Source organism: Winogradskyella vincentii (assembly GCF_020166345.1).
GTDB classification, from domain to species: domain Bacteria; phylum Bacteroidota; class Bacteroidia; order Flavobacteriales; family Flavobacteriaceae; genus Winogradskyella; species Winogradskyella vincentii.
The window spans coordinates 82,195-100,054 of sequence record NZ_JAIUJS010000005.1; the positions used below are offsets into that span (position 1 = coordinate 82,195).

Below are 17,860 nucleotides of genomic sequence, written 5' to 3' on the forward strand. Positions count from 1 at the left end.
AATTGATTATATACTCTCTTGTTTAAAAGCATCCTCATTATATTCACTCAATTTATCTTTGAGTCTCATTACCAGATTTAGCCTAAATTTTAAATTGGCAATTAAGGCATCGAGTGTTTCTTCGTTTGGACCGTTTTGGTTTAATTCATCCGTCAATCGATCGTACTCCTCATTCAACTCCTTAAGTCGTTCTACATAACCATCAAACAAATCTTTGTTTTCTGGTGTTAGCTGCACTTTAGATAATTCAAGATTTATACTTGCTAAATAATAGTCTTCTACCTTCTTTAAATCTGGTGATACATCACCTAAGGTTCTAATATTAGTTACAACTGTATTGTCTGGATTGTCTATAGTAGCAGGGTTAAAATATTTAAAAGCACCATAGCTGAGTCCTAACAATACAATAACACTTGCTGCAATATTTAGGAATCCAAAATGACTGGACTTTTTACCTACAGGAAGTTCTTTATCTAAGCGTTCTAGAAATCTTGCTTCATGACCCTGAGACATTCTCACCTCTTTTCTACCTTCCTCTTCTTTAAATAATTTTCTAAGATCTTGTGCCATTTTTTTCTGCTTTTAATACAACTTGTAACTTTTGTTTACCTCGCGAGAGCTGTGTCCTTGACGCTACTTCCGAGATATTCAATATCTCCGAAATTTCTTGATGATCGTAACCTTCAATTAGATAAAGCATTACCACATACCTATACTTTTCTGGTAATTGTTCTATGGCCTCTTTTACATCATCAAGGGTTATTTCATCTTCTACTAACCACTCGCCTTCATAATCTGCATCAACAACGTTCAAATGATTTTCTTCTAGCTCTATTAAACGTTGACGTTTCGATTTTAAAACATCTATGCACCTGTTTACTACTATGCGTTTTAACCAGGCTCCAAAACTCACTTCAGCTTTATATTGATCTAATTTTGAGAACGCTCTAATGAAAGCCTCTTGTACAATATCTTCTGCTTCCATTGTATCGCCAACAAAACGCAGTGCTACTGCTAGCATTCCATTACAATATTGATTATACAATTGCATTTGGGCTTGCCTATCATTTTGTTTGCATTTTTCAACAATATGAATCTGAAACGTGCTGATTATTTATTGGTTTTTGGTTGATTTCACTCGATAATCGAATTTTATTTGTTGAACTTTAGTTATATTTTCTAAGATATTACCATTTCACAGTAATTTCCTTTTTTAAACTAATTTCACCTTAAAGACGACACAAAAAATTAAGTGTTGCAAAAAATTTCAAAAAAAATAAGAAATTATAAGATTTGCTTAAAATTAAGCGTTTGAGTCTTATAAATTTATGTATTTGATTTATCTTTAACGTTCTAAAAAAATGCTATTAATGAACAGTTTTCTCAAGCGCCTACTTATAATTTTGGCAATTGTTGCAGTTGGTCTACTACTGTATTCTGCATTTGTTGAAAATATTTTCTCACCAAGATTGAGTCCTAAAGATTCGGCAAAAATTGAGTTGAACGATTTAAATCTTAAAGTAGAATATAATAGGCCTTCTAAGCGCGAGCGCGAAATCTTTGGTGCTCTAGTCCCTTTTAATAAAGTTTGGCGTACTGGTGCCAATGAAGCAACAACCTTTCAAACCAATATGGACCTTAGGATTAATGGAATGCGTTTAGCGAAAGGGAAATATACGGTATGGACAGTTCCTATGGAAAACAGTTGGAAAATCATGTTTAATACCAGACAGTACGAATGGGGCGTTAATGAAAAAATGGAACCAATGTGGGACCCAAACTACGATGCCATTGAGCTGGAAGCAGATGTAAAAGAATTGGACGAAACCGTTGAGAAGTTTACTATTGCTTTTGATAATACTACCGGAAAACTAAAACTCACCTTCGCTTGGGATACAACATTGATAGAAATTCCTATTGAAGCCTATTAACAATAAAGTTGTAACTTTAAGCTATTGTGTCAAAAGAAGACCCTAAATACAAATCTGCATTACAGGAGCAAGATGGTATAGAACCTCCTAAAGTTCTCAGTGACGTATCTGCAAAATCCATTAAAGCCAAACGCCAAAAACAACCATCGATTACAGACTTGGTTAACGGCATTACCAATGGCGATATCACAGCATTAAGCAGAGCCATTACTTTAGTAGAAAGCACCAATCCAAACCATAATAAAAAGGCAAATGAAGTGATTACAGCTTGTCTGCCTTATGCCAATAAATCTGTTAGAATTGGCATTACTGGTGTTCCTGGTGTGGGTAAAAGCACCTTTATTGAAGCCTTTGGCAGTCATTTGACGGACTTGGGTAAAAAGATTGCGGTCCTAGCGGTTGATCCTAGCAGTACATTAAGTAAGGGCAGTATTTTAGGTGATAAAACCCGAATGGAAGATCTGGTAAAAAACCAAAATGCATTCATACGTCCTTCACCTTCCGGAAATTCACTTGGTGGTGTAGCCAGAAAAACACGTGAAACCATTATTCTTTGTGAAGCAGCAGGTTTTGACACCATTATGATAGAAACTGTTGGTGTTGGCCAGAGTGAAACTGCAGTGCATAGTATGGTAGATTTCTTCCTGTTGTTGAAACTCGCTGGTGCTGGTGACGAATTACAAGGTATTAAACGCGGTATAATTGAAATGGCTGATGCCATTGTTATCAATAAAGCAGATGGTGATAATCTTAGAGCTGCAAAGTCAGCCAAGGTAGAATTTAATAGAGCACTTCACCTCTATCCCGAAAAGGACTCAGGTTGGTCACCAAAAGTATCACTATGTAGTGCCTTAAAGCAAACGGGAATTGCAGAAGTTTGGGAGTTGATTACCGAGTATCTCAATACCACCAAAGCCAATAACTACTTTGAACATAATAGACATAACCAGAATAAATTTTGGTTGCTTCAGACTATTGAAGAACGCCTAAAATCTAACTTCTATAATTCTGAAAAGATCAAAAAAGAACTAGAGAACCAACTTGCGCTAGTTGAAGCTGGTAAAACAACACCTTTTGTGGCGGCAGAATATTTGCTTAGCCTTTAATATAGTCTCATGAAATCTGAGTTCACCATTATAGTTCCTGTGTTTAATGAGGAAGACAACTTAGCACGTCTTGAAAAAGAACTCAGCGATTATATCAACATCGCACCTCTTAAAACTTCAGTACTATTGGTAAACGATGGTTCTACAGATAACAGTTTATCAAAGATTGAAGGTATATGCATTGTTAATGATGCTTTTGAATTTATTTCTTTTGAAAACAATAAAGGTTTAAGCACTGCCTTAAAAGCAGGATTTGATTATGTAACAAGTCCTTTGGTAGGCTATATGGATGCCGACCTACAAACCACACCTGAAGATTTTAATCTATTATTGGAGCATATTGATCAATACGAACTCGTTTCTGGCGTGCGCCACAATAGAAAAGACACATGGTTAAAAAACTTTTCCTCTAAGATGGCAAATCGTGTGCGACATTTGTTCACTAATGATAGTATGGAAGATACAGGTTGTCCTCTAAAGGTATTTAAGACTGATACTGCCAAACGCATTCCAATGTTTAGAGGCTTACACCGATTTTTACCTGCTATGACACTACTACAAAATGGTCGCGTAAAACAAGTGCCTGTAAGACATTTTCCAAGACAAGCAGGTACTTCTAAATATGGATTTGGAAAACGGTTACTTGGTCCTTTAGCAGACTGTTTTGCCTTTCTCTGGATGAAACGCAAGTATATTAACTATCAAATAGATAAGTCTAGTTCAGATAGCGCTTAATGAGGTATTTGGTAAGCTTATAAAACATAAAGCCTGAAAGTGCACCAAAGGTCATACCACAGATAATATCTAACGGATAGTGCACGCCAACATAAATTCTACTGTAAGCCACAATAAAACTCCAGAATAACAGAATAAAAATAAGATTCTTAAAGTATGGACGTAAAATGAGCCCTCCAAAAACTGCAGCTGCCATGGAGTTAGAAGAATGCCCGGAAAAGAAACCATATTTACCACAACGTTCTGCTACAAAACGCGCCAGGTCTGAAACGCCATCTGCTCTGCATGGTCTAGCTCGCATAAAACCATCTTTAAATACATTGGTAATCTGGTCTGTAAATGTAATCATCACAGAAATCACCAATATCATAAGCAACAAGGGTCTTAAACCATACTTTTTATAAATAAAATATAACAAAAGTGCATACAGTGGAATAAACGTGAGTTTGTTAGTGATGATGAGCCAAAGACCATCCCAAGTTTCACTACCTAGGTTATTGAGGTATAAAAAAAGTTCTCTATCGAGTTCTAATAGCTGGTCTATCATTAGTCTTCGTAACGTTGTACTTCCCTATCGTAAAATTCTGTAGCTAGTTTTATGTAATTCTCCGTTTCGGTCTCTAGTTCTTTTTGATCGTGCTGATCAAACTCCTCAAACCATTCTACCTCATCATTTTCTAAGTTAATGATGAATCTCGGAAACTCTGTATGGATAATAAATATCGCATCAGGATGATCAGTATTGTCGCCTAATATAAACTTTGGTAAGGTCATTAGTTATAAGTTTTTGAGTACTTAAAATTCTAAATTAATAGTATTCGCAACAAAAGTAAGGAATCATCTCGGTAATAGTATCCTAAAATTTAATAACGTCAGTTCGAGTGATTTTGAGATCCGAAAAATTGTATCGAGAACACGTCTAAATACTAATTCGTATTCTCGATACATATTTCAGCCATTGTATTGCTGAAATACACTCGAATTGACAAATTTAGTCTTGTGAAGGTTGTGATTGTAGAATAAGCTTCCTCGTTAAATAATGAAACCTAATATACAATAAAATTGCAGCGGAAGTCAATCCAGCTAAAAGACCAATCCATATCCCAAGGCTTCCATAAGCATCTTCTTTGCCTAAGAAATAACTAATAGGAAAACCAATGAGCCAATAGGCAATAAAGGTGATTAAGGTTGGAATCTTCACATCTTGCAAACCTCTCAACGCACCTAATACAATTACCTGTAAACTATCACTTATCTGAAATACAGCTGCTGCCAATAATAAGGTTGAAGCGATTTCAATCACTTCATTAATATCACTCAGTTCAGTAACATCATCTAGGTTCACATAGAGATGTGGTAGGTATTGATGAAATACTACAAAGAACAAGGCAAAGATTACAGCAAAAATGGTCCCAACAAAAAAGATAGACTCAGCAATACGCCTTAGGTTTACAAAATCTTTAAGTCCTTTTTGATTCCCTACACGTATCATTGAAGCCACACTCAGTCCCATTGCCACCATAAAGGTCATTGAGGCTAAATTGAGCGCTATTTGATTGGCTGCTTGTGCATTCTTACCCAAAATACCAGAAAGCCAAATGGCTACGGTAAAAATGGCAACTTCAAAGAACATTTGCATGGCAGAAGGCAATCCAAGATTAATCAATTTTTTTAGTGGCTGAGTGCTAAGCTTAAAGAACTTAATATTAGTAACATAGTTACTAGACTTATCACGTTTGGCCAAGAGCCACCATAAAAAGAACAGCATAACAATGCGAGATACCAAGGTACCAACTGCAGCACCAACAATACCGAGTTGTGGAAACCCAAACTTACCGAAGATAAGCACGTAGTTAATCGCTACGTTTAGGACATTGGCTAACAAAGTGGCATACATTGGGTATTTGGTTAACGATAAACCATCACTAAACTGCTTAAAGGCCTGAAACACGATTAAAGGCACCAATGAAAAGGCTACCAAATCTAAATACGGAATGGCAAGGTCAACCACCTCTTCCGGTTGGTCCATAACCGTCATTAATGGTTTGGCCAGTAAGAGCAAGAGAAAAAGGATAATACCTAATACCGTACACAGAAAAAACCCATGCTTAAACACGGATTTGCCTTTACTAAAGTTTTTCTCCGAGTCTGCCTCTGCTACCAAAGGTGTAATAGCCGTAGAAAATCCAATACCCAAGGACATGGCAATAAAAATAAAGCTATTGCCCAAAGAGACTGCAGCTAATTCTGCCGCACCAAGTTGCCCTACCATGACGTTATCTATAAAACTCACAAAGGTATGGCCAAGCATACCCAAAATAACAGGAGACGCCAGCCTAAGATTATATCTAAACTCTTTGGTATAGTTGCTCAAAACCATCGTGCAAAAGTAGTGGTTTTGATTAAGGAAACATTGTATTGAAATAAGTTATTGGTAGACAGCAACCGCAATTTTAGAATCTGCTGTACCGTAATACAAAAACCATTGGTCTTTAAAATAAACCAGACCTTCTACAAAGCAAACTTCGTTAACCTCACCTACCTTTTCATAGTCCTTATCTGGATAGATAAAGTAACTGTCTGTTCTATCAATTAACTTGTATGGCTCGTTTTTATCGAATAAGGCTTGCCCGGCGGCATAGGTAAAATCTGGTAATGCAGCATCATTATTGCTATTGGCATTACTAGCATTATAGATGAGCAAAATACCACTGTCTTTATACAGCGCATAAGGTCCTGGTTCAACTAATCTACTATCAAAATAACCAGGTCTTGGGTGGAGTACCGAAATCCGTTTTTTGTATTCTTCGTTTTCTACTACTTCCCAATTGATAAGATCATTAGAACTGGCCATAAAAATATTGGTGTCACCAAAATACATCCAATACTTTCCGTTTATTTTTTTAGCGACGATGCTGTTGCCTTTTAGTTCACCAACAATTGCTCCGGCTTTAGACCAAACATCTTTGTAGGTATCTGATTTCATAACCAAGCCATGTTTGGTCCAGGTTTTTAAATCTTTAGAGGACGCTATAGCCAGTCTTGCCGTTTTACCATCGTAAGCCGTGTAAGTCATAAAATAAGTACCATCCTCGCTTTGTACAATTCTTGGGTCTTCTACGCCATCAAAGTAGCAGAAATAACAATCTTCTGTATTGGTTTGTTGGCTACTGTCTTTTTTGTAATTCCATTCATAGACTTTCATGGCGTCCTTATCTGGGTAAAATACTGGCTCTGGTAGTTTTGTAAAGTTGAGACCATCTGTACTTATGGCCATACCAATTCTTGAGGTGCCTTGTTTGTCTTGGGCTCTATACATTAAAAATACAGTATCGTTTTTTACGACTGCTGTTGGGTTAAGCACATTGCGCTCTTCCCAATTCACGGTCTCCAAGCTTATTGGGTCTTGAAACTGTAACGATGCTGTAGGTTTTAAAATGGGATTTAGACTGTCTACTTTTTTAAAATAGGGAAATGCCCAACTATCAGACTTATCAGAAGGCAAGGCCTTTGAGGATTCCATGGGTTGGCATCCTAAAACTAAAAGTAGTATAATACTCAGTGATATAAAAAGTCTCATTTGGTTTAGGTTTTAATTAATAATTATAGGCATTGTTAGCATTTCATTGTTTTTCTTTCATTGTGGACCGCTGTCACTTAGTTAATTTATAGCCTAAGTAGCTTCCAAGAAATTTTGCTGTATTGGCTATAGCAAATATTAAAATGAAGTCAGACCATTTCACGCCTGCTGCTGTTATTATAATAATGTCCAACAGAACATAAACGAGTGGAAAAAGAATAGCTAATTTCAATACATTCGGATATTCTTTTTTCTTCCAATATCGTACAACTAAAAAGAAAACGATAAACCCAAAGATACCTGAAATATAAGGTGCAGAAGAATTTGCATGTGCTTCATAAACACTTTGTTCTTGTCCTGGGTTTATGAGATAAGAATACACCGCAACTTCAAGGAATGAAATAATAACTAAGGTTATCATTGTCAGTATTGCAAGTCCAATTAATTTTAAGATGACATATTTTTTCATGGTCTATTTTTTTAAGTTGGTTTCATAAATAGTTATCAATTTTTTCATGCTCATTTTTTCATAATTTCACCAATAGTTGGGAGATGGTTTTAAGAAACATACCACTGTTGGCCCTAGTTATTTTAACAAGCTTTTATCAAGCCTCTACAACTATTCCGTAACAACAAATTGCCACGATATGCCATATTTATCTTCACACCATCCAAATTTCTTACCAAAGCCATAGTCTCCTTCTCCTTTGTAGTCATCTAATGGAACCATAATCTGGCCACCATTTGCAGAAAGCTTATCAAAGAGAATTTGTATGAAACTCTCAGAATTGTCGCTTACAAAAATTGAGACTCCTGGTGTAAATGACCAACTATGATTATAATTACTTTCAGAACACATATAATCAGTGCCATTCAATGAGAATATTCCATATTTAATTAGTTCAGGTGTGCCTCCTGCTTCTCCTTCCGCATACTTTATAATGCTCTTAATTTCTGAATTTGGAAATATTGAGGTATAAAAATTTATGGCTTCTTCTGCCTTTCCGCATTGATCGCCTACGAATGTTAAAAATGTTGTAGTGTTCATATTTTCAATTTTTTTCAGCCCTTAATATTTTATCCATTTTACGACCCCTTGCCAATTCATCAATCAGCTTTTCCATTTGTCTACATTGTTTATACAATTCAAATTCATCTTCTATTTCTTCAATGCGATAACCACAAACAACGCCTTTAATCAGGTGTGCATTGGGATGTATTTTTGCTTTTTGAAAAAAAGTTCTAAAAGTAACTTTCTCATCAATTAGCGCTTGTAATTTTTCTTCATCAAAACCGGTGAACCATTCTATTACCTTGTGGAATTCTTCTCTAGTTCTCCCATTTTTCTCTAGTCTATTCCAGTAAAGTGGATAGATGGTTGCAAATATCATATTGGCAACCTTTTCTTCCTTTTCAGTTGTAACTTTCATATCTGATCTTTTTATAATTACTGCCGCAATACGCTATAACCAGGCTTTAACGATTTGCACTTTGTTCTACTGAATGCCATGTTTCCAAAATGTCATTCAATCTTGATTTAAATTCTATAGAATCTCTGCTTTTTTCGATGGTAGAAAAAATATCATGCAATTCGCCACGAAGCGATGGATATTTATCTGATACTTTCCTAAAATCTAGCCAAGCCTCAATATGCTTATGAAATGCTAATTCAAAATCTTCAGGGCAATTAGAAAAATCTAATGACTTTAGGTTCTTTGCGTAATTATTAATTGCGTCACTTAATGACGCTTTTTCAGAAGCGTGATTTCTGATATTACCAAAAATGCTGTCTTTTTCAAATATGTACTTTACGCAATTGATTTTTTTTTGCTCCATATTTGAAGCAGAGCTATGATCTTTTTTATCCGCACCATTACAGCCCAAAAGTAGAAGCGTTAATATGAGTATAACTGGTTTTATCATAGCTTTTTGAAATAGTATTTAGTTTTATGCCAACTTGTCAGTGTATGCCGTGTAGCGTTGACTAGAACTAAGTTAGCAAAAGATAATAACACACTGTAGGATGAACCGATTCATTGGGTTAGAGATTGGTTACTAATTGTATTGCTAGAAGGTAAGAAATAGTTTTATTATTAGAAAAATAAAAAATCTACTAACTTTAAATTAATGACAGGCAACCAAGAAATGAACTATAGCCGTTGTTAGCACCAGCACAAGTCACTCAAATTCCTTATCTATTTCAAAGAGCATCTCTTCTAATTCCTTAAATCTGTCGGAAAAACTATCTAAGAAAACTTCAGCGTCGTTATTATTAAGAAGGTTATCATTTTCTATCCATTTTTCTAACTTCTCAATTATATAATCTATCCTTCTAATGACATCGCTTAATCCTGAAAGAGCTTCAATTTTACCATATCTATTTATAATCTCTGTTTTTATAATTTGAGTGGTTTCTTTTATTATTGAGAAATTCATTTCCACCAAAGGATAATGATTATATACTCCTTCATAAACTTTGCCTACAGAATAACTAAACGATCCTGGAACTAGATCTGTTAATTTCTTGTTTTTAAACTTAGATTTATGATCATTGTATTCTTTTTCCATTGTTTCTATAACATTATTTAATATTTCAACTACGCTATTTTCTTGATCAATTCTTAATTGATTCAGATCAATGTCAGTAAATTCTAATTTTTCTTTTTTAGGATATTGTGACATTAATCGGAAACGTCCTTTTGATACAGAGTAGCGAGCTATGAAGTGAAATGAATCATCATTACCTCTCTTTGTTGGATGTCCTGTAGAACTATTTCTTATATCTCTTATCTGGAATATTTCTGGATATTCTTTTTTCCAGTTTATTTTTTTAGAGAATAAAGCTTCTGATAAATTATTAATAGCATCTTGTTGCAAAAAGAAAGCTTGTAAAAGTCCGTAAAGAAATAAATAACCTCCGTTTTCCGCTTTGAAACTTGGTAGTGAAAAATACGAGTTGATTGCAATCTGAGCATCGCCAATAACATCCATTGAAGCGCAAAGCTTATTCCATTTGGGTTTATCTCCTAATAAGCTCTGGAGTTTCCAAGGATGATTTACTAAATCACGTATGCTTTTTTCTTTTTCTTCTACGGGATTCATGAGTATTGGTGCTAACGTGTTTGTGAATGAATAGTAGTGGAATTAACACACTTTCTTTTCGTTTTATAAATTAATATAAAGATAAAAAACTAACTTTGATCAAGCACAAAAACCACTATTGTTTATACACTTTGTAAGTTAATGTGTTTTTTTATTTTCGCCTTTTTATTTGCATATTCACAAATATTTGTACAAATTTGCAATAAATCAAATCCACAAATATGTCAGATTGGAATGACAAAGTCAAACGTTTATTGAAGTCAGAATTGGTTCGAAGAGGAATTTCAAATTCAGACTTGGCAAATATGTTAGAACAAATCGGAATTGAAGAAACCAAATCAAGTATCGATAGTAAAATCAGTAGAGGTACCTTTAGTGCATCATTCTTTTTACAATGTCTGACCGTAATTGGTTGCGAAAAAATAGAAATCGAAGAATACGAAAATCAATTATCAATCGCTGCTGAACAACAAGCAGATTATAACCTCAAAAAATAATAAAAATGCCAAAAGTTAAATTTATAGATTTATTTGCTGGACTTGGTGGAATAAGATTAGGCTTTGAAAAGTCATTTGCTGAATTAGGTTTTGAAACAGAATGTGTAATGACATCTGAAATCAAGCCTTATGCAGTTGAAACATTATCTAAAAATTTTAATCACGATTATTTCGTTGGCGATATTTTCAAGGTTCAAAACGAAAAAATTCCTGATTTTGATTTTTTATTAGGTGGTTTTCCTTGTCAAGCATTTAGTGCAGCTGGAAATCGTCACGGATTTGCCGAAACAAGAGGAACATTATTTTTTGAAATTGAACGAATTTTAAGGGATAAAAATCCATATGGTTTTATACTTGAGAATGTTGAAGGGCTTGTTAAACACGATTTGGAAAACAAAAATGATAAAATAGGAAGGACCTTATCCACTATCATATATAAGTTAAAAGATGAACTAGGTTATAATGTTTCTTGGAAAGTATTAGATTCTATAGACTTTGGCTTGCCACAATCTCGCAAAAGAATTTTTATTGTAGGTACGAAAGATGAAAAAGCCAATTTAAATGTTAACTCAAAACAGTTTAAACCTTTGAAAACTATTTTAGAAAATGGTTTAGAAACAATCGATTCCGATTTCACAAAAAAACTTTTTCGGCATTTCGAAATGGAAGATTTATATGGTAAGTCCATTAAAGATAAAAGAGGTGGCGACAATAATATTCATAGTTGGGATATTGGTATTAAAGGTGAAGTATCTGACGAACAGATTATTTTGTTGAATAAATTATTTAAAGAAAGAAGAAAAAAACATTGGGCAGAAAAGATTGGTATCGATTGGATGGATGGAATGGCGTTAACTTTAGATCAAATCTCAACATTTCATAAAAATGAAAAACTTAAAAATATATTGGATGATTTAGTTAATAAAGGATACTTAAGATTTGAACATCCAAAAAAATTAGTACGAGAAAAAACTGAAAATGGTGAGAAGAAATATCGTGTTTATGATGAGACAAAACCTAAAGGCTACAATATAGTAACAGGAAAATTGAGTTTCGAAATTAATAAAATATTAGACCCAAATGATATTGCACCTACTCTTGTTGCAACCGATGTTTCACGGTTAGCTGTCCCAGATAATGGTGGTTTAAGAAGATTGACAATTCGTGAAGGATTACGTTTATTCGGTTATCCTGAATGGTTCGAAATTTCAGTTAAAGAAACAGAGGCTTTTGACTTATTAGGTAATACAGTTGCTGTTCCAGTTGTTGAACACGTTTCTAAAAAACTTGCAGAAATTCTTTTAACTTCTGAATATCTTGAAATTTTAAAGAAGAAAGAAGAAGTGGTTTTAGTAAATTAATTTACCTTAATAGTATACATCGAGTATACCATTAAGTATGTGAATATTACTTTGGTTTAAAACGAAATCACTTGCATCATAAATTCTATGCAAATCATTTTGTCTTCCAACCCAACCTAAACCATCTGCATAGTTTACCATAATTATTCTATTTTGTCTATTGTTTGCATTGTAACGCATCAATATTCCATATAACTCGACTAATTGGTCAGCTCGTTTCGATTGACCACTTCCTGTCGTGATGTTGTAAACAGATTCAATAAGTATTGTTGGTGCATCTACACTAGGTATAATAAAATCCAAATTTTTTGCCAGTAATGGGAATTCCTTTTGGGTTTCATAGATTAAATCAGCATTCACAGTATTTTTATAATTATCTAAATGCTTTTTTATTAATTTTTTTTCAACGTATTCCCCTACTTGATTTGAGTATTTTCCTTGTATTTCGTTATCATTTAAAATTCTTTCAACATAACTAAACTGACTCAAATCGTTAATGAAATCTTGATCGTTCAATTTGAAATTTCTCATATAATAAAGAGGCATTTCTCTCCCAATTCTTGAGCTTCGCGCATTAATGAAGAAATCAATTAATAAGGTTTTAAATTCTTGATTATTGATTAGCGTTCTACTAATTCTTTCTACGTCCCATTCCGTTCTGAATTCCTGATTAAAAAACTTGAACCTTACTAAAGATGTTACCCTTTTAAGCCTTTCCTCTGAAAGACCTATGACAGAAATAAATGCTTTTAATTTTTTTAATGCTGTTATACCATTTGCATCCGTTGTCAAAAACTCTGCTAACCCATCAATATCTGAAAATGAAGCACAATTATTATTTATTAATTGGGTTAGCGGAATAATCGTCCCAAGAAATGTATTATCAAAGTCATCATCTACCATAAATGACATACTATTTTTCCAATCTTCAAATGATAATTTATCCATAAATTTTTTCTTAAAAGTAAGTATTTTTCTATATGTTGAGTAACGGTGTTAGCTATGGTTTCGTTACGAAATTTTTCATGAGTATCATACCACGGTATTCTTAAATTTAGTAAAAAGGCTCGAAATTCCGATTAGGAACTTCAACCGTTATTGCATATATACGTTGTTGTACAACGTATTTATTCTCGTTTCTTTTTGTTAATTAAATCCCAAGTTTGTCTCGGTAGCCAACCTTGTTTGTTTGAACTTATTTCAGTCACAATAAACCTTCCATTTCCTAATTTTCCTCTAATCATATCAGACAGCTCGTTTGCGCTATCTTCGCTAATTATATAAAAAGCGTTAGGTAAGTCATAACGCCAATGGATAACCAAATTAGATTTATCCAAACAGTTTTTTACTTTTTCTCTCGTCCCAAGAGAATTCGAGTATACTAATAAATATGCTTTTCTCATTGTTCTTCTTGGTTGTTTCGAGGTATTTCTACAGTTTCAGGGTTTTCACTAATTTCAATTGTTTCTGTGTCAATTATTTTTGGTTTGTTCTCGCCTTTTTCTTGAATTAGTTCCATTGACCTTTTTCTCAATTGATATTCTTCCGATTGTAGTTTGTCTCTGTCCTTGACTAGCAGAAAGAAGAAACCCAAAATTGCAGTAATGACAGGTGAGACAATCAATATTATTAACCAAGTTGGTGTTTCTTCAATAAATGGCACTACAATTAAACTTGGTATTGTTATAATCGCACAAAGCCACAGAATAGGATTTAATGCACTTTTCACGTGTAATTTACCTCCAGATTCAACAATCTTGGAAGCTATGTTTTCTTTTCCAATCATTTGTTATTTCATATGTTGTAAAACGAGGGAATAAAGACAATGTCTTTATTCCCACTATGTTTTATGCTTTAAAATTAGGATAATAGTAAAATGCATTCAATACGTAACCTTACGTATTTTTACAATTGTAAAAGTAAGATGTGACCTACAATTTTTTTATGATATATATCAGTTTGGAGTTATTGTCTAATTGTTTTTTAGCGCATTAGTCAACTGTATGTAAAGTGTATTAAGAGGTGTTGTTATACCACTGAGATAGGCTCTATATTTTCTAATAGGTTTTCCTTTTTTAAAGTATGGGTTAGCATTATTGAGATCAAACGGTTTCCAACCCATATCGTATTTGCTATTTTGCTTTAAGTCTATGGCAGTTGGTCTAAATGTATATTGGTCGGCCGTAAACGTCATTGTAATGCTGTACTTAGCATTAAAATACTGTTTATCTAAACTGGTGGCATTGCCTTTGGTACTGGTAAATTGTATGGTTTCATTTTCAATAGTCTCAGCAATTGTAATATCGTAGTTTTCTGTATTGGCTTCAAGCCATTGCAGTGCTTTTGTATAAGTGTCACTAGCATCACTACTTATAGTTATAGATTTTGGCGTAAGACCTTCTTCTGTAATTTCAAATTTGTCTTGGCCAAACATTGAAATACTTACTAAAACACTGAGACTAAATAGAAGATGCTTCATAAATAATATAAAAATTAAGGTTTCCTAGTACCAAATATCACTCTATAGTTATAGGTTAAGGTATCACAAGGTGTAGTTGCAGTTTGTATTGCTTTTTTAAAAGCCGTAATCCCAATCTCATCCTCAGAAAACCCTCGCTTTAACAGAGCCTCTAAACCACCTTGGCTTAGTGCAATACCAATAAATGTGTCGGTATTAAAGGCTTCGGTTTTATGGTAATAGGTTTCTTTTACATAGCTAAAAATACCGCTTTGCTCAATATTATTGAGGTGATTGTGTTTTTCCCATTTATAGGCAATTTTTTCATCTAGCTTTTGTGTTAATCTATCAACGTTTGCAAACAACTTTTTATAGGCCATCTCATAGTCGTAATTTGTACTTGGTGGCCAAATGACATCATAAATTAAGAGTACACCAGTATCTTTTAAAACTCGGTCTATTTCCTTTAGCGTGCTTTTGGGTTCCATCCAATGAAAGGATTGTGAACAGGTCACCAGATCAACAGAATTAGATGCTATTCCCGTATCATGCGCAAAGCCTTGCTGATAAGATATGTGTTTTGCTTTGGTCTTTGCTCTTGCAACGGTTAGCATTTCTTCACTAGGCTCAATACCAATTATATTATTACCGTATGCACTGAGTACCCTTGTAGACAAACCCGTGCCACAGCCTAAATCTAAAATAAAGTCTGCTTTCTCAACACCTAAATACTTAAGACCTTGAAGAATGTTGTCTTGTGGTGGTTCTGGCCTATAGTCATCGTATAATGACACATAAGATTGACCTGTAAATCGTTCTGCATTGCGCTTTAAATCCAACTTAGCTTTTTGATTACTTGTGATACACTAAGATAGGGAAAAGTTACTGCTCATATTTGGATGTAGTTCCTTTTATGAAGCTATAGTCTTTCTATCCACAAAATACATGTCTATATCGCCTTTACCCTTAGCTTTTATTTTACCGCGATTAGTAAAGGTAAAATCATCATCATCCTTAAGCAATTGGTAGGAAGCTTCACTAATATTTACCTTACCAACCTCACCAGAAGACTCCATACGGCTCGCTGTATTTACGGTATCGCCCCAAATATCGTATTGGAATTTTTTAACGCCCACAATACCTGCTACCACTGGACCTGTATGGATACCAACACGCATTTCAAACGCTGGTAAGCCTTTCGCATCCATTTCTGCCTTTCGGTTTATTATAAAATCTCGCATGTCTAAAGCGGCCAAAACTGTGTTTTTAATAGCCGTATCATCTGGAACAGGCAAACCACCTGCGGCCATATAGGCATCACCAATAGTTTTAATTTTTTCTATACCGTAGGTTTCCATAATACCATCGAAAGCCTCGAAACAGGTGTTTATTTCATTGACCAATTCTGCAGCGGTGAGCACTTCACTTTGTTCTGTGAAGCCTTTGAAATCTGTAAATATAATACTGACCATATCAAAATCCCGCGCATCAGCCTTACCCTTTTCCTTTAGCTCTTCTGCAATTTCAGCTGGTAGGATATTAAGTAGCAGATTTTCAGACCGATCTTTTTCCTTTTCTATAATGGCCTTTGATTTACGCACATAACGCAAACGACTATATATACCACCAGCACCCAATAATATAAATGCCGTAACACCATACAGTACATTCCGTGTTTGATTTTTTTGTCGTACTTCTTCTTGGTGTGCCATTTCTACCTTACGCTCTTTTTCTACTGTTGCCAAACTATCTGCAGTGACTTGTTTGGCAAATTCCATTTGTTGTAGTTTTTTACCTGTCTCTTCCGCTTTTAAACTATCTTTAATAGAATTAAGCAACTCGAAGTATTCTAAGGCTTTGTTTGAATTACCTGTTGACTTGTAATTTTCATATAAGCAATCGCAGCTTTCTTCTTGTTTTTCTAAATTACCTATAGCCTTAGCAAGTTTATAACTCCTATTGCAGTAGTCTAAAGATAATTTATAGTTTTTTTTCTCTTTATAAAGGACTCCAATTCTATAAAGTGCTTCAGCAATTCCCTGTTTTTCGTTTATTTCTTCTTTTATTTTTAAGCTTTCCTCGAAGTTTTCTAATGCTGGTTTTACATCTCCTTCTTTTTGACTAAGCAAACCAAGCTTTAATAATGTCGATGAAATACCTAATTTTTCACCTGTATCCTTCTGAAGTTGTAATGCTTGATTATAATAGTCTTTTGATTTGTCTATATCACCAAGTTCTGAATATACACTCCCTATAGAACTGAGTACGCTAGAATAAGTATACTTATCAGTTTTAATACCTTCTATATTAAGGCATTTATTAAAATACTCTAATGCTTTAGTATATTCTTTATTCCCATAATATTTACTACCAATATTTGCTAAGCCTTGAACCATACCTCTTTTATGATCTTCTTCTATAAAGATATCTAATGATTCAATATAGTAATCAATCGCTTTCGATGTGTTTCCCATACCACCATGAATGTTCCCAATAATGTTTAAGGTATTTGCGACTCTCAATTTTAAATCGAGTTCTTCAAATAATTCTAACGATTTTTGCGAATTTTGGAGGGCATTAGGATAGTCACTCTGAAAAAAGTAAATCAAACCAATATTGCCTAGTACCATAGCCTTTCCACTTTTATCACCCGACTCTTCTGCAATGACCTCATTTTTTTTAAAAAAGTCTATGGCTTTATCATAATCACCCTTTCTAGACCAGTAGGCACCTTTAAAATTATTAGCATGTTTTTTCGCGTAACTCAAGTCCTTTTCAATACCAAATTCTAATAATTTATCCGATAGAATTAAAAGACTATCTATGTCAGTAACAACAAAGGAATTGATATAATCTACATAGGCATAGGCCCTATCGTAGTCTGTTTTAGATTCATCTTTCCATGTTGCATAAAGAGAATCTAATTTAGTTTGGGCACTAAGGTTAAACCCTATTAAACTCAATAAGGCAATAAGAAATATTCTGGTCATTGGTTGGTTTTATTAGAATGATCTCAAACGGAGCAAAGAAAGACCACAGTGAACATTGTTGGTTGTTCACTAAGTTAGTATTTCTAAATTAAACTACGCT

Annotated in this window: 22 protein-coding genes; 5 read left to right on the forward strand and 17 right to left on the reverse strand. The window is 34.0% G+C overall.

Features of this window, described 5'->3' with window-relative positions; genetic code table 11:
* Positions 1 to 6 precede the first annotated feature (6 nt).
* Together LBV24_RS10985 and LBV24_RS10990 are read right to left on the reverse strand one after the other, a co-directional pair.
* The gene (locus tag LBV24_RS10985; RefSeq protein ID WP_224478705.1) at positions 7 to 570 is read right to left on the reverse strand and encodes a hypothetical protein; all 564 of its coding nucleotides are present in this window, start codon (positions 568 to 570) and stop codon (positions 7 to 9) included.
* Positions 554 to 1,111 (reverse strand): RNA polymerase sigma factor, encoded by a 558-nt coding sequence (locus tag LBV24_RS10990; RefSeq protein ID WP_224478769.1) that lies wholly within the window; start codon positions 1,109 to 1,111, stop codon positions 554 to 556. The genes LBV24_RS10985 and LBV24_RS10990 overlap by 17 nt, the downstream gene beginning before the upstream one ends.
* A gap of 259 nt (positions 1,112 to 1,370) precedes the next feature.
* Between LBV24_RS10990 and LBV24_RS10995 the strand changes: the two genes are divergently transcribed.
* From LBV24_RS10995 to LBV24_RS11005, 3 genes are read left to right on the forward strand one after another with little or no spacing between them, the layout of a single operon-like run.
* On the forward strand, positions 1,371 to 1,931 hold the full coding sequence (locus tag LBV24_RS10995; RefSeq protein ID WP_224478706.1) for a DUF2911 domain-containing protein: 561 nt from the start codon (positions 1,371 to 1,373) through the stop codon (positions 1,929 to 1,931).
* A 26-nt stretch (positions 1,932 to 1,957) separates the two neighbouring features.
* Entirely contained in the window at positions 1,958 to 3,037 is a 1,080-nt protein-coding gene (gene meaB / locus LBV24_RS11000) for a methylmalonyl Co-A mutase-associated GTPase MeaB (protein ID WP_224478707.1), read from the forward strand.
* Positions 3,038 to 3,046: 9 nt separating this feature from the next.
* The gene (locus tag LBV24_RS11005; RefSeq protein ID WP_224478708.1) at positions 3,047 to 3,772 is read left to right on the forward strand and encodes a glycosyltransferase family 2 protein; all 726 of its coding nucleotides are present in this window, start codon (positions 3,047 to 3,049) and stop codon (positions 3,770 to 3,772) included.
* Here LBV24_RS11005 and LBV24_RS11010 read toward each other — a convergent pair.
* From LBV24_RS11010 to LBV24_RS11050, 9 genes are all read right to left on the reverse strand, one after another.
* Positions 3,753 to 4,319 (reverse strand): phosphatase PAP2 family protein, encoded by a 567-nt coding sequence (locus LBV24_RS11010; RefSeq protein ID WP_224478709.1) that lies wholly within the window; start codon positions 4,317 to 4,319, stop codon positions 3,753 to 3,755. The two genes, LBV24_RS11005 and LBV24_RS11010, sit on opposite strands and share 20 nt — an antisense overlap.
* A complete protein-coding gene (locus LBV24_RS11015; protein WP_224478710.1) occupies positions 4,319 to 4,546 on the reverse strand; it encodes a hypothetical protein in 228 nt (75 codons plus the stop codon). The genes LBV24_RS11010 and LBV24_RS11015 overlap by 1 nt, the downstream gene beginning before the upstream one ends.
* Before the next feature lie 217 nt (positions 4,547 to 4,763).
* A complete protein-coding gene (locus LBV24_RS11020) occupies positions 4,764 to 6,152 on the reverse strand; it encodes an MATE family efflux transporter (RefSeq protein ID WP_224478711.1) in 1,389 nt (462 codons plus the stop codon).
* A gap of 48 nt (positions 6,153 to 6,200) precedes the next feature.
* On the reverse strand, positions 6,201 to 7,352 hold the full coding sequence (locus LBV24_RS11025) for a glycoside hydrolase family 130 protein (protein ID WP_224478712.1): 1,152 nt from the start codon (positions 7,350 to 7,352) through the stop codon (positions 6,201 to 6,203).
* Between the two features lie 73 nt (positions 7,353 to 7,425).
* Positions 7,426 to 7,821 (reverse strand): hypothetical protein, encoded by a 396-nt coding sequence (locus LBV24_RS11030; protein ID WP_224478713.1) that lies wholly within the window; start codon positions 7,819 to 7,821, stop codon positions 7,426 to 7,428.
* A gap of 150 nt (positions 7,822 to 7,971) precedes the next feature.
* A complete protein-coding gene (locus tag LBV24_RS11035; protein ID WP_224478714.1) occupies positions 7,972 to 8,400 on the reverse strand; it encodes a VOC family protein in 429 nt (142 codons plus the stop codon).
* 4 nt (positions 8,401 to 8,404) lie between these two features.
* Positions 8,405 to 8,782, reverse strand: coding sequence for a DUF2200 domain-containing protein (locus tag LBV24_RS11040; RefSeq protein WP_224478715.1), 378 nt, complete (start codon positions 8,780 to 8,782; stop codon positions 8,405 to 8,407).
* A 46-nt stretch (positions 8,783 to 8,828) separates the two neighbouring features.
* Positions 8,829 to 9,275 carry a hypothetical protein gene (locus LBV24_RS11045; protein WP_224478716.1) on the reverse strand — a complete coding sequence of 149 codons (447 nt, stop codon included), beginning with the start codon at positions 9,273 to 9,275 and terminating at the stop codon, positions 8,829 to 8,831.
* 255 nt (positions 9,276 to 9,530) lie between these two features.
* Positions 9,531 to 10,454 (reverse strand): hypothetical protein, encoded by a 924-nt coding sequence (locus LBV24_RS11050; protein WP_224478717.1) that lies wholly within the window; start codon positions 10,452 to 10,454, stop codon positions 9,531 to 9,533.
* A gap of 221 nt (positions 10,455 to 10,675) precedes the next feature.
* On the opposite strand from LBV24_RS11050, the gene LBV24_RS11055 reads away from it, so the two are divergent.
* A complete protein-coding gene (locus tag LBV24_RS11055) occupies positions 10,676 to 10,951 on the forward strand; it encodes a DUF6471 domain-containing protein (RefSeq protein ID WP_224478718.1) in 276 nt (91 codons plus the stop codon).
* 5 nt (positions 10,952 to 10,956) lie between these two features.
* The gene (dcm, locus tag LBV24_RS11060; protein ID WP_224478719.1) at positions 10,957 to 12,312 is read left to right on the forward strand and encodes a DNA (cytosine-5-)-methyltransferase; all 1,356 of its coding nucleotides are present in this window, start codon (positions 10,957 to 10,959) and stop codon (positions 12,310 to 12,312) included.
* Positions 12,313 to 12,318: 6 nt separating this feature from the next.
* Here dcm and LBV24_RS11065 read toward each other — a convergent pair whose 3' ends face one another.
* From LBV24_RS11065 to LBV24_RS11090, 6 genes are all read right to left on the reverse strand, one after another.
* Complete coding sequence (locus tag LBV24_RS11065) at positions 12,319 to 13,260, reverse strand: DpnII family type II restriction endonuclease (RefSeq protein ID WP_224478720.1); 942 nt, start codon at positions 13,258 to 13,260, stop codon at positions 12,319 to 12,321.
* Positions 13,261 to 13,439: 179 nt separating this feature from the next.
* Positions 13,440 to 13,715 (reverse strand): hypothetical protein, encoded by a 276-nt coding sequence (locus LBV24_RS11070; protein WP_224478721.1) that lies wholly within the window; start codon positions 13,713 to 13,715, stop codon positions 13,440 to 13,442.
* Complete coding sequence (locus tag LBV24_RS11075; protein WP_224478722.1) at positions 13,712 to 14,098, reverse strand: hypothetical protein; 387 nt, start codon at positions 14,096 to 14,098, stop codon at positions 13,712 to 13,714. The genes LBV24_RS11070 and LBV24_RS11075 overlap by 4 nt, the downstream gene beginning before the upstream one ends.
* Before the next feature lie 186 nt (positions 14,099 to 14,284).
* The gene (locus LBV24_RS11080) at positions 14,285 to 14,791 is read right to left on the reverse strand and encodes a hypothetical protein (protein ID WP_224478723.1); all 507 of its coding nucleotides are present in this window, start codon (positions 14,789 to 14,791) and stop codon (positions 14,285 to 14,287) included.
* A 14-nt stretch (positions 14,792 to 14,805) separates the two neighbouring features.
* Positions 14,806 to 15,609: a class I SAM-dependent methyltransferase gene (locus LBV24_RS11085; protein WP_224478724.1), complete on the reverse strand. Its 804-nt coding sequence runs from the start codon at positions 15,607 to 15,609 to the stop codon at positions 14,806 to 14,808.
* Between the two features lie 72 nt (positions 15,610 to 15,681).
* Positions 15,682 to 17,760, reverse strand: a complete 2,079-nt coding sequence (locus LBV24_RS11090; protein WP_224478725.1) for an adenylate/guanylate cyclase domain-containing protein — start codon at positions 17,758 to 17,760, stop codon at positions 15,682 to 15,684.
* Positions 17,761 to 17,860: the final 100 nt, after the last annotated feature.

What these genes read in the sequence shown, in the direction of transcription:
- LBV24_RS10985 (WP_224478705.1), bottom strand. Translation starts at nt 570, where the DNA reads ATGGCACAAGATCTTAGAAAATTATTTAAAGAAGAGGAAGGTAGAAAA.
- LBV24_RS10995 (WP_224478706.1), top strand. Translation starts at nt 1,371, where the DNA reads ATGAACAGTTTTCTCAAGCGCCTACTTATAATTTTGGCAATTGTTGCA.
- LBV24_RS11005 (WP_224478708.1), top strand. Translation starts at nt 3,047, where the DNA reads ATGAAATCTGAGTTCACCATTATAGTTCCTGTGTTTAATGAGGAAGAC.
- LBV24_RS11010 (WP_224478709.1), bottom strand. Translation starts at nt 4,319, where the DNA reads ATGATAGACCAGCTATTAGAACTCGATAGAGAACTTTTTTTATACCTC.
- LBV24_RS11015 (WP_224478710.1), bottom strand. Translation starts at nt 4,546, where the DNA reads ATGACCTTACCAAAGTTTATATTAGGCGACAATACTGATCATCCTGAT.
- LBV24_RS11020 (WP_224478711.1), bottom strand. Translation starts at nt 6,152, where the DNA reads ATGGTTTTGAGCAACTATACCAAAGAGTTTAGATATAATCTTAGGCTG.
- LBV24_RS11025 (WP_224478712.1), bottom strand. Translation starts at nt 7,352, where the DNA reads ATGAGACTTTTTATATCACTGAGTATTATACTACTTTTAGTTTTAGGA.
- LBV24_RS11030 (WP_224478713.1), bottom strand. Translation starts at nt 7,821, where the DNA reads ATGAAAAAATATGTCATCTTAAAATTAATTGGACTTGCAATACTGACA.
- LBV24_RS11035 (WP_224478714.1), bottom strand. Translation starts at nt 8,400, where the DNA reads ATGAACACTACAACATTTTTAACATTCGTAGGCGATCAATGCGGAAAG.
- LBV24_RS11040 (WP_224478715.1), bottom strand. Translation starts at nt 8,782, where the DNA reads ATGAAAGTTACAACTGAAAAGGAAGAAAAGGTTGCCAATATGATATTT.
- LBV24_RS11045 (WP_224478716.1), bottom strand. Translation starts at nt 9,275, where the DNA reads ATGATAAAACCAGTTATACTCATATTAACGCTTCTACTTTTGGGCTGT.
- LBV24_RS11050 (WP_224478717.1), bottom strand. Translation starts at nt 10,454, where the DNA reads ATGAATCCCGTAGAAGAAAAAGAAAAAAGCATACGTGATTTAGTAAAT.
- LBV24_RS11055 (WP_224478718.1), top strand. Translation starts at nt 10,676, where the DNA reads ATGTCAGATTGGAATGACAAAGTCAAACGTTTATTGAAGTCAGAATTG.
- dcm (WP_224478719.1), top strand. Translation starts at nt 10,957, where the DNA reads ATGCCAAAAGTTAAATTTATAGATTTATTTGCTGGACTTGGTGGAATA.
- LBV24_RS11065 (WP_224478720.1), bottom strand. Translation starts at nt 13,260, where the DNA reads ATGGATAAATTATCATTTGAAGATTGGAAAAATAGTATGTCATTTATG.
- LBV24_RS11070 (WP_224478721.1), bottom strand. Translation starts at nt 13,715, where the DNA reads ATGAGAAAAGCATATTTATTAGTATACTCGAATTCTCTTGGGACGAGA.
- LBV24_RS11075 (WP_224478722.1), bottom strand. Translation starts at nt 14,098, where the DNA reads ATGATTGGAAAAGAAAACATAGCTTCCAAGATTGTTGAATCTGGAGGT.
- LBV24_RS11080 (WP_224478723.1), bottom strand. Translation starts at nt 14,791, where the DNA reads ATGAAGCATCTTCTATTTAGTCTCAGTGTTTTAGTAAGTATTTCAATG.
- LBV24_RS11090 (WP_224478725.1), bottom strand. Translation starts at nt 17,760, where the DNA reads ATGACCAGAATATTTCTTATTGCCTTATTGAGTTTAATAGGGTTTAAC.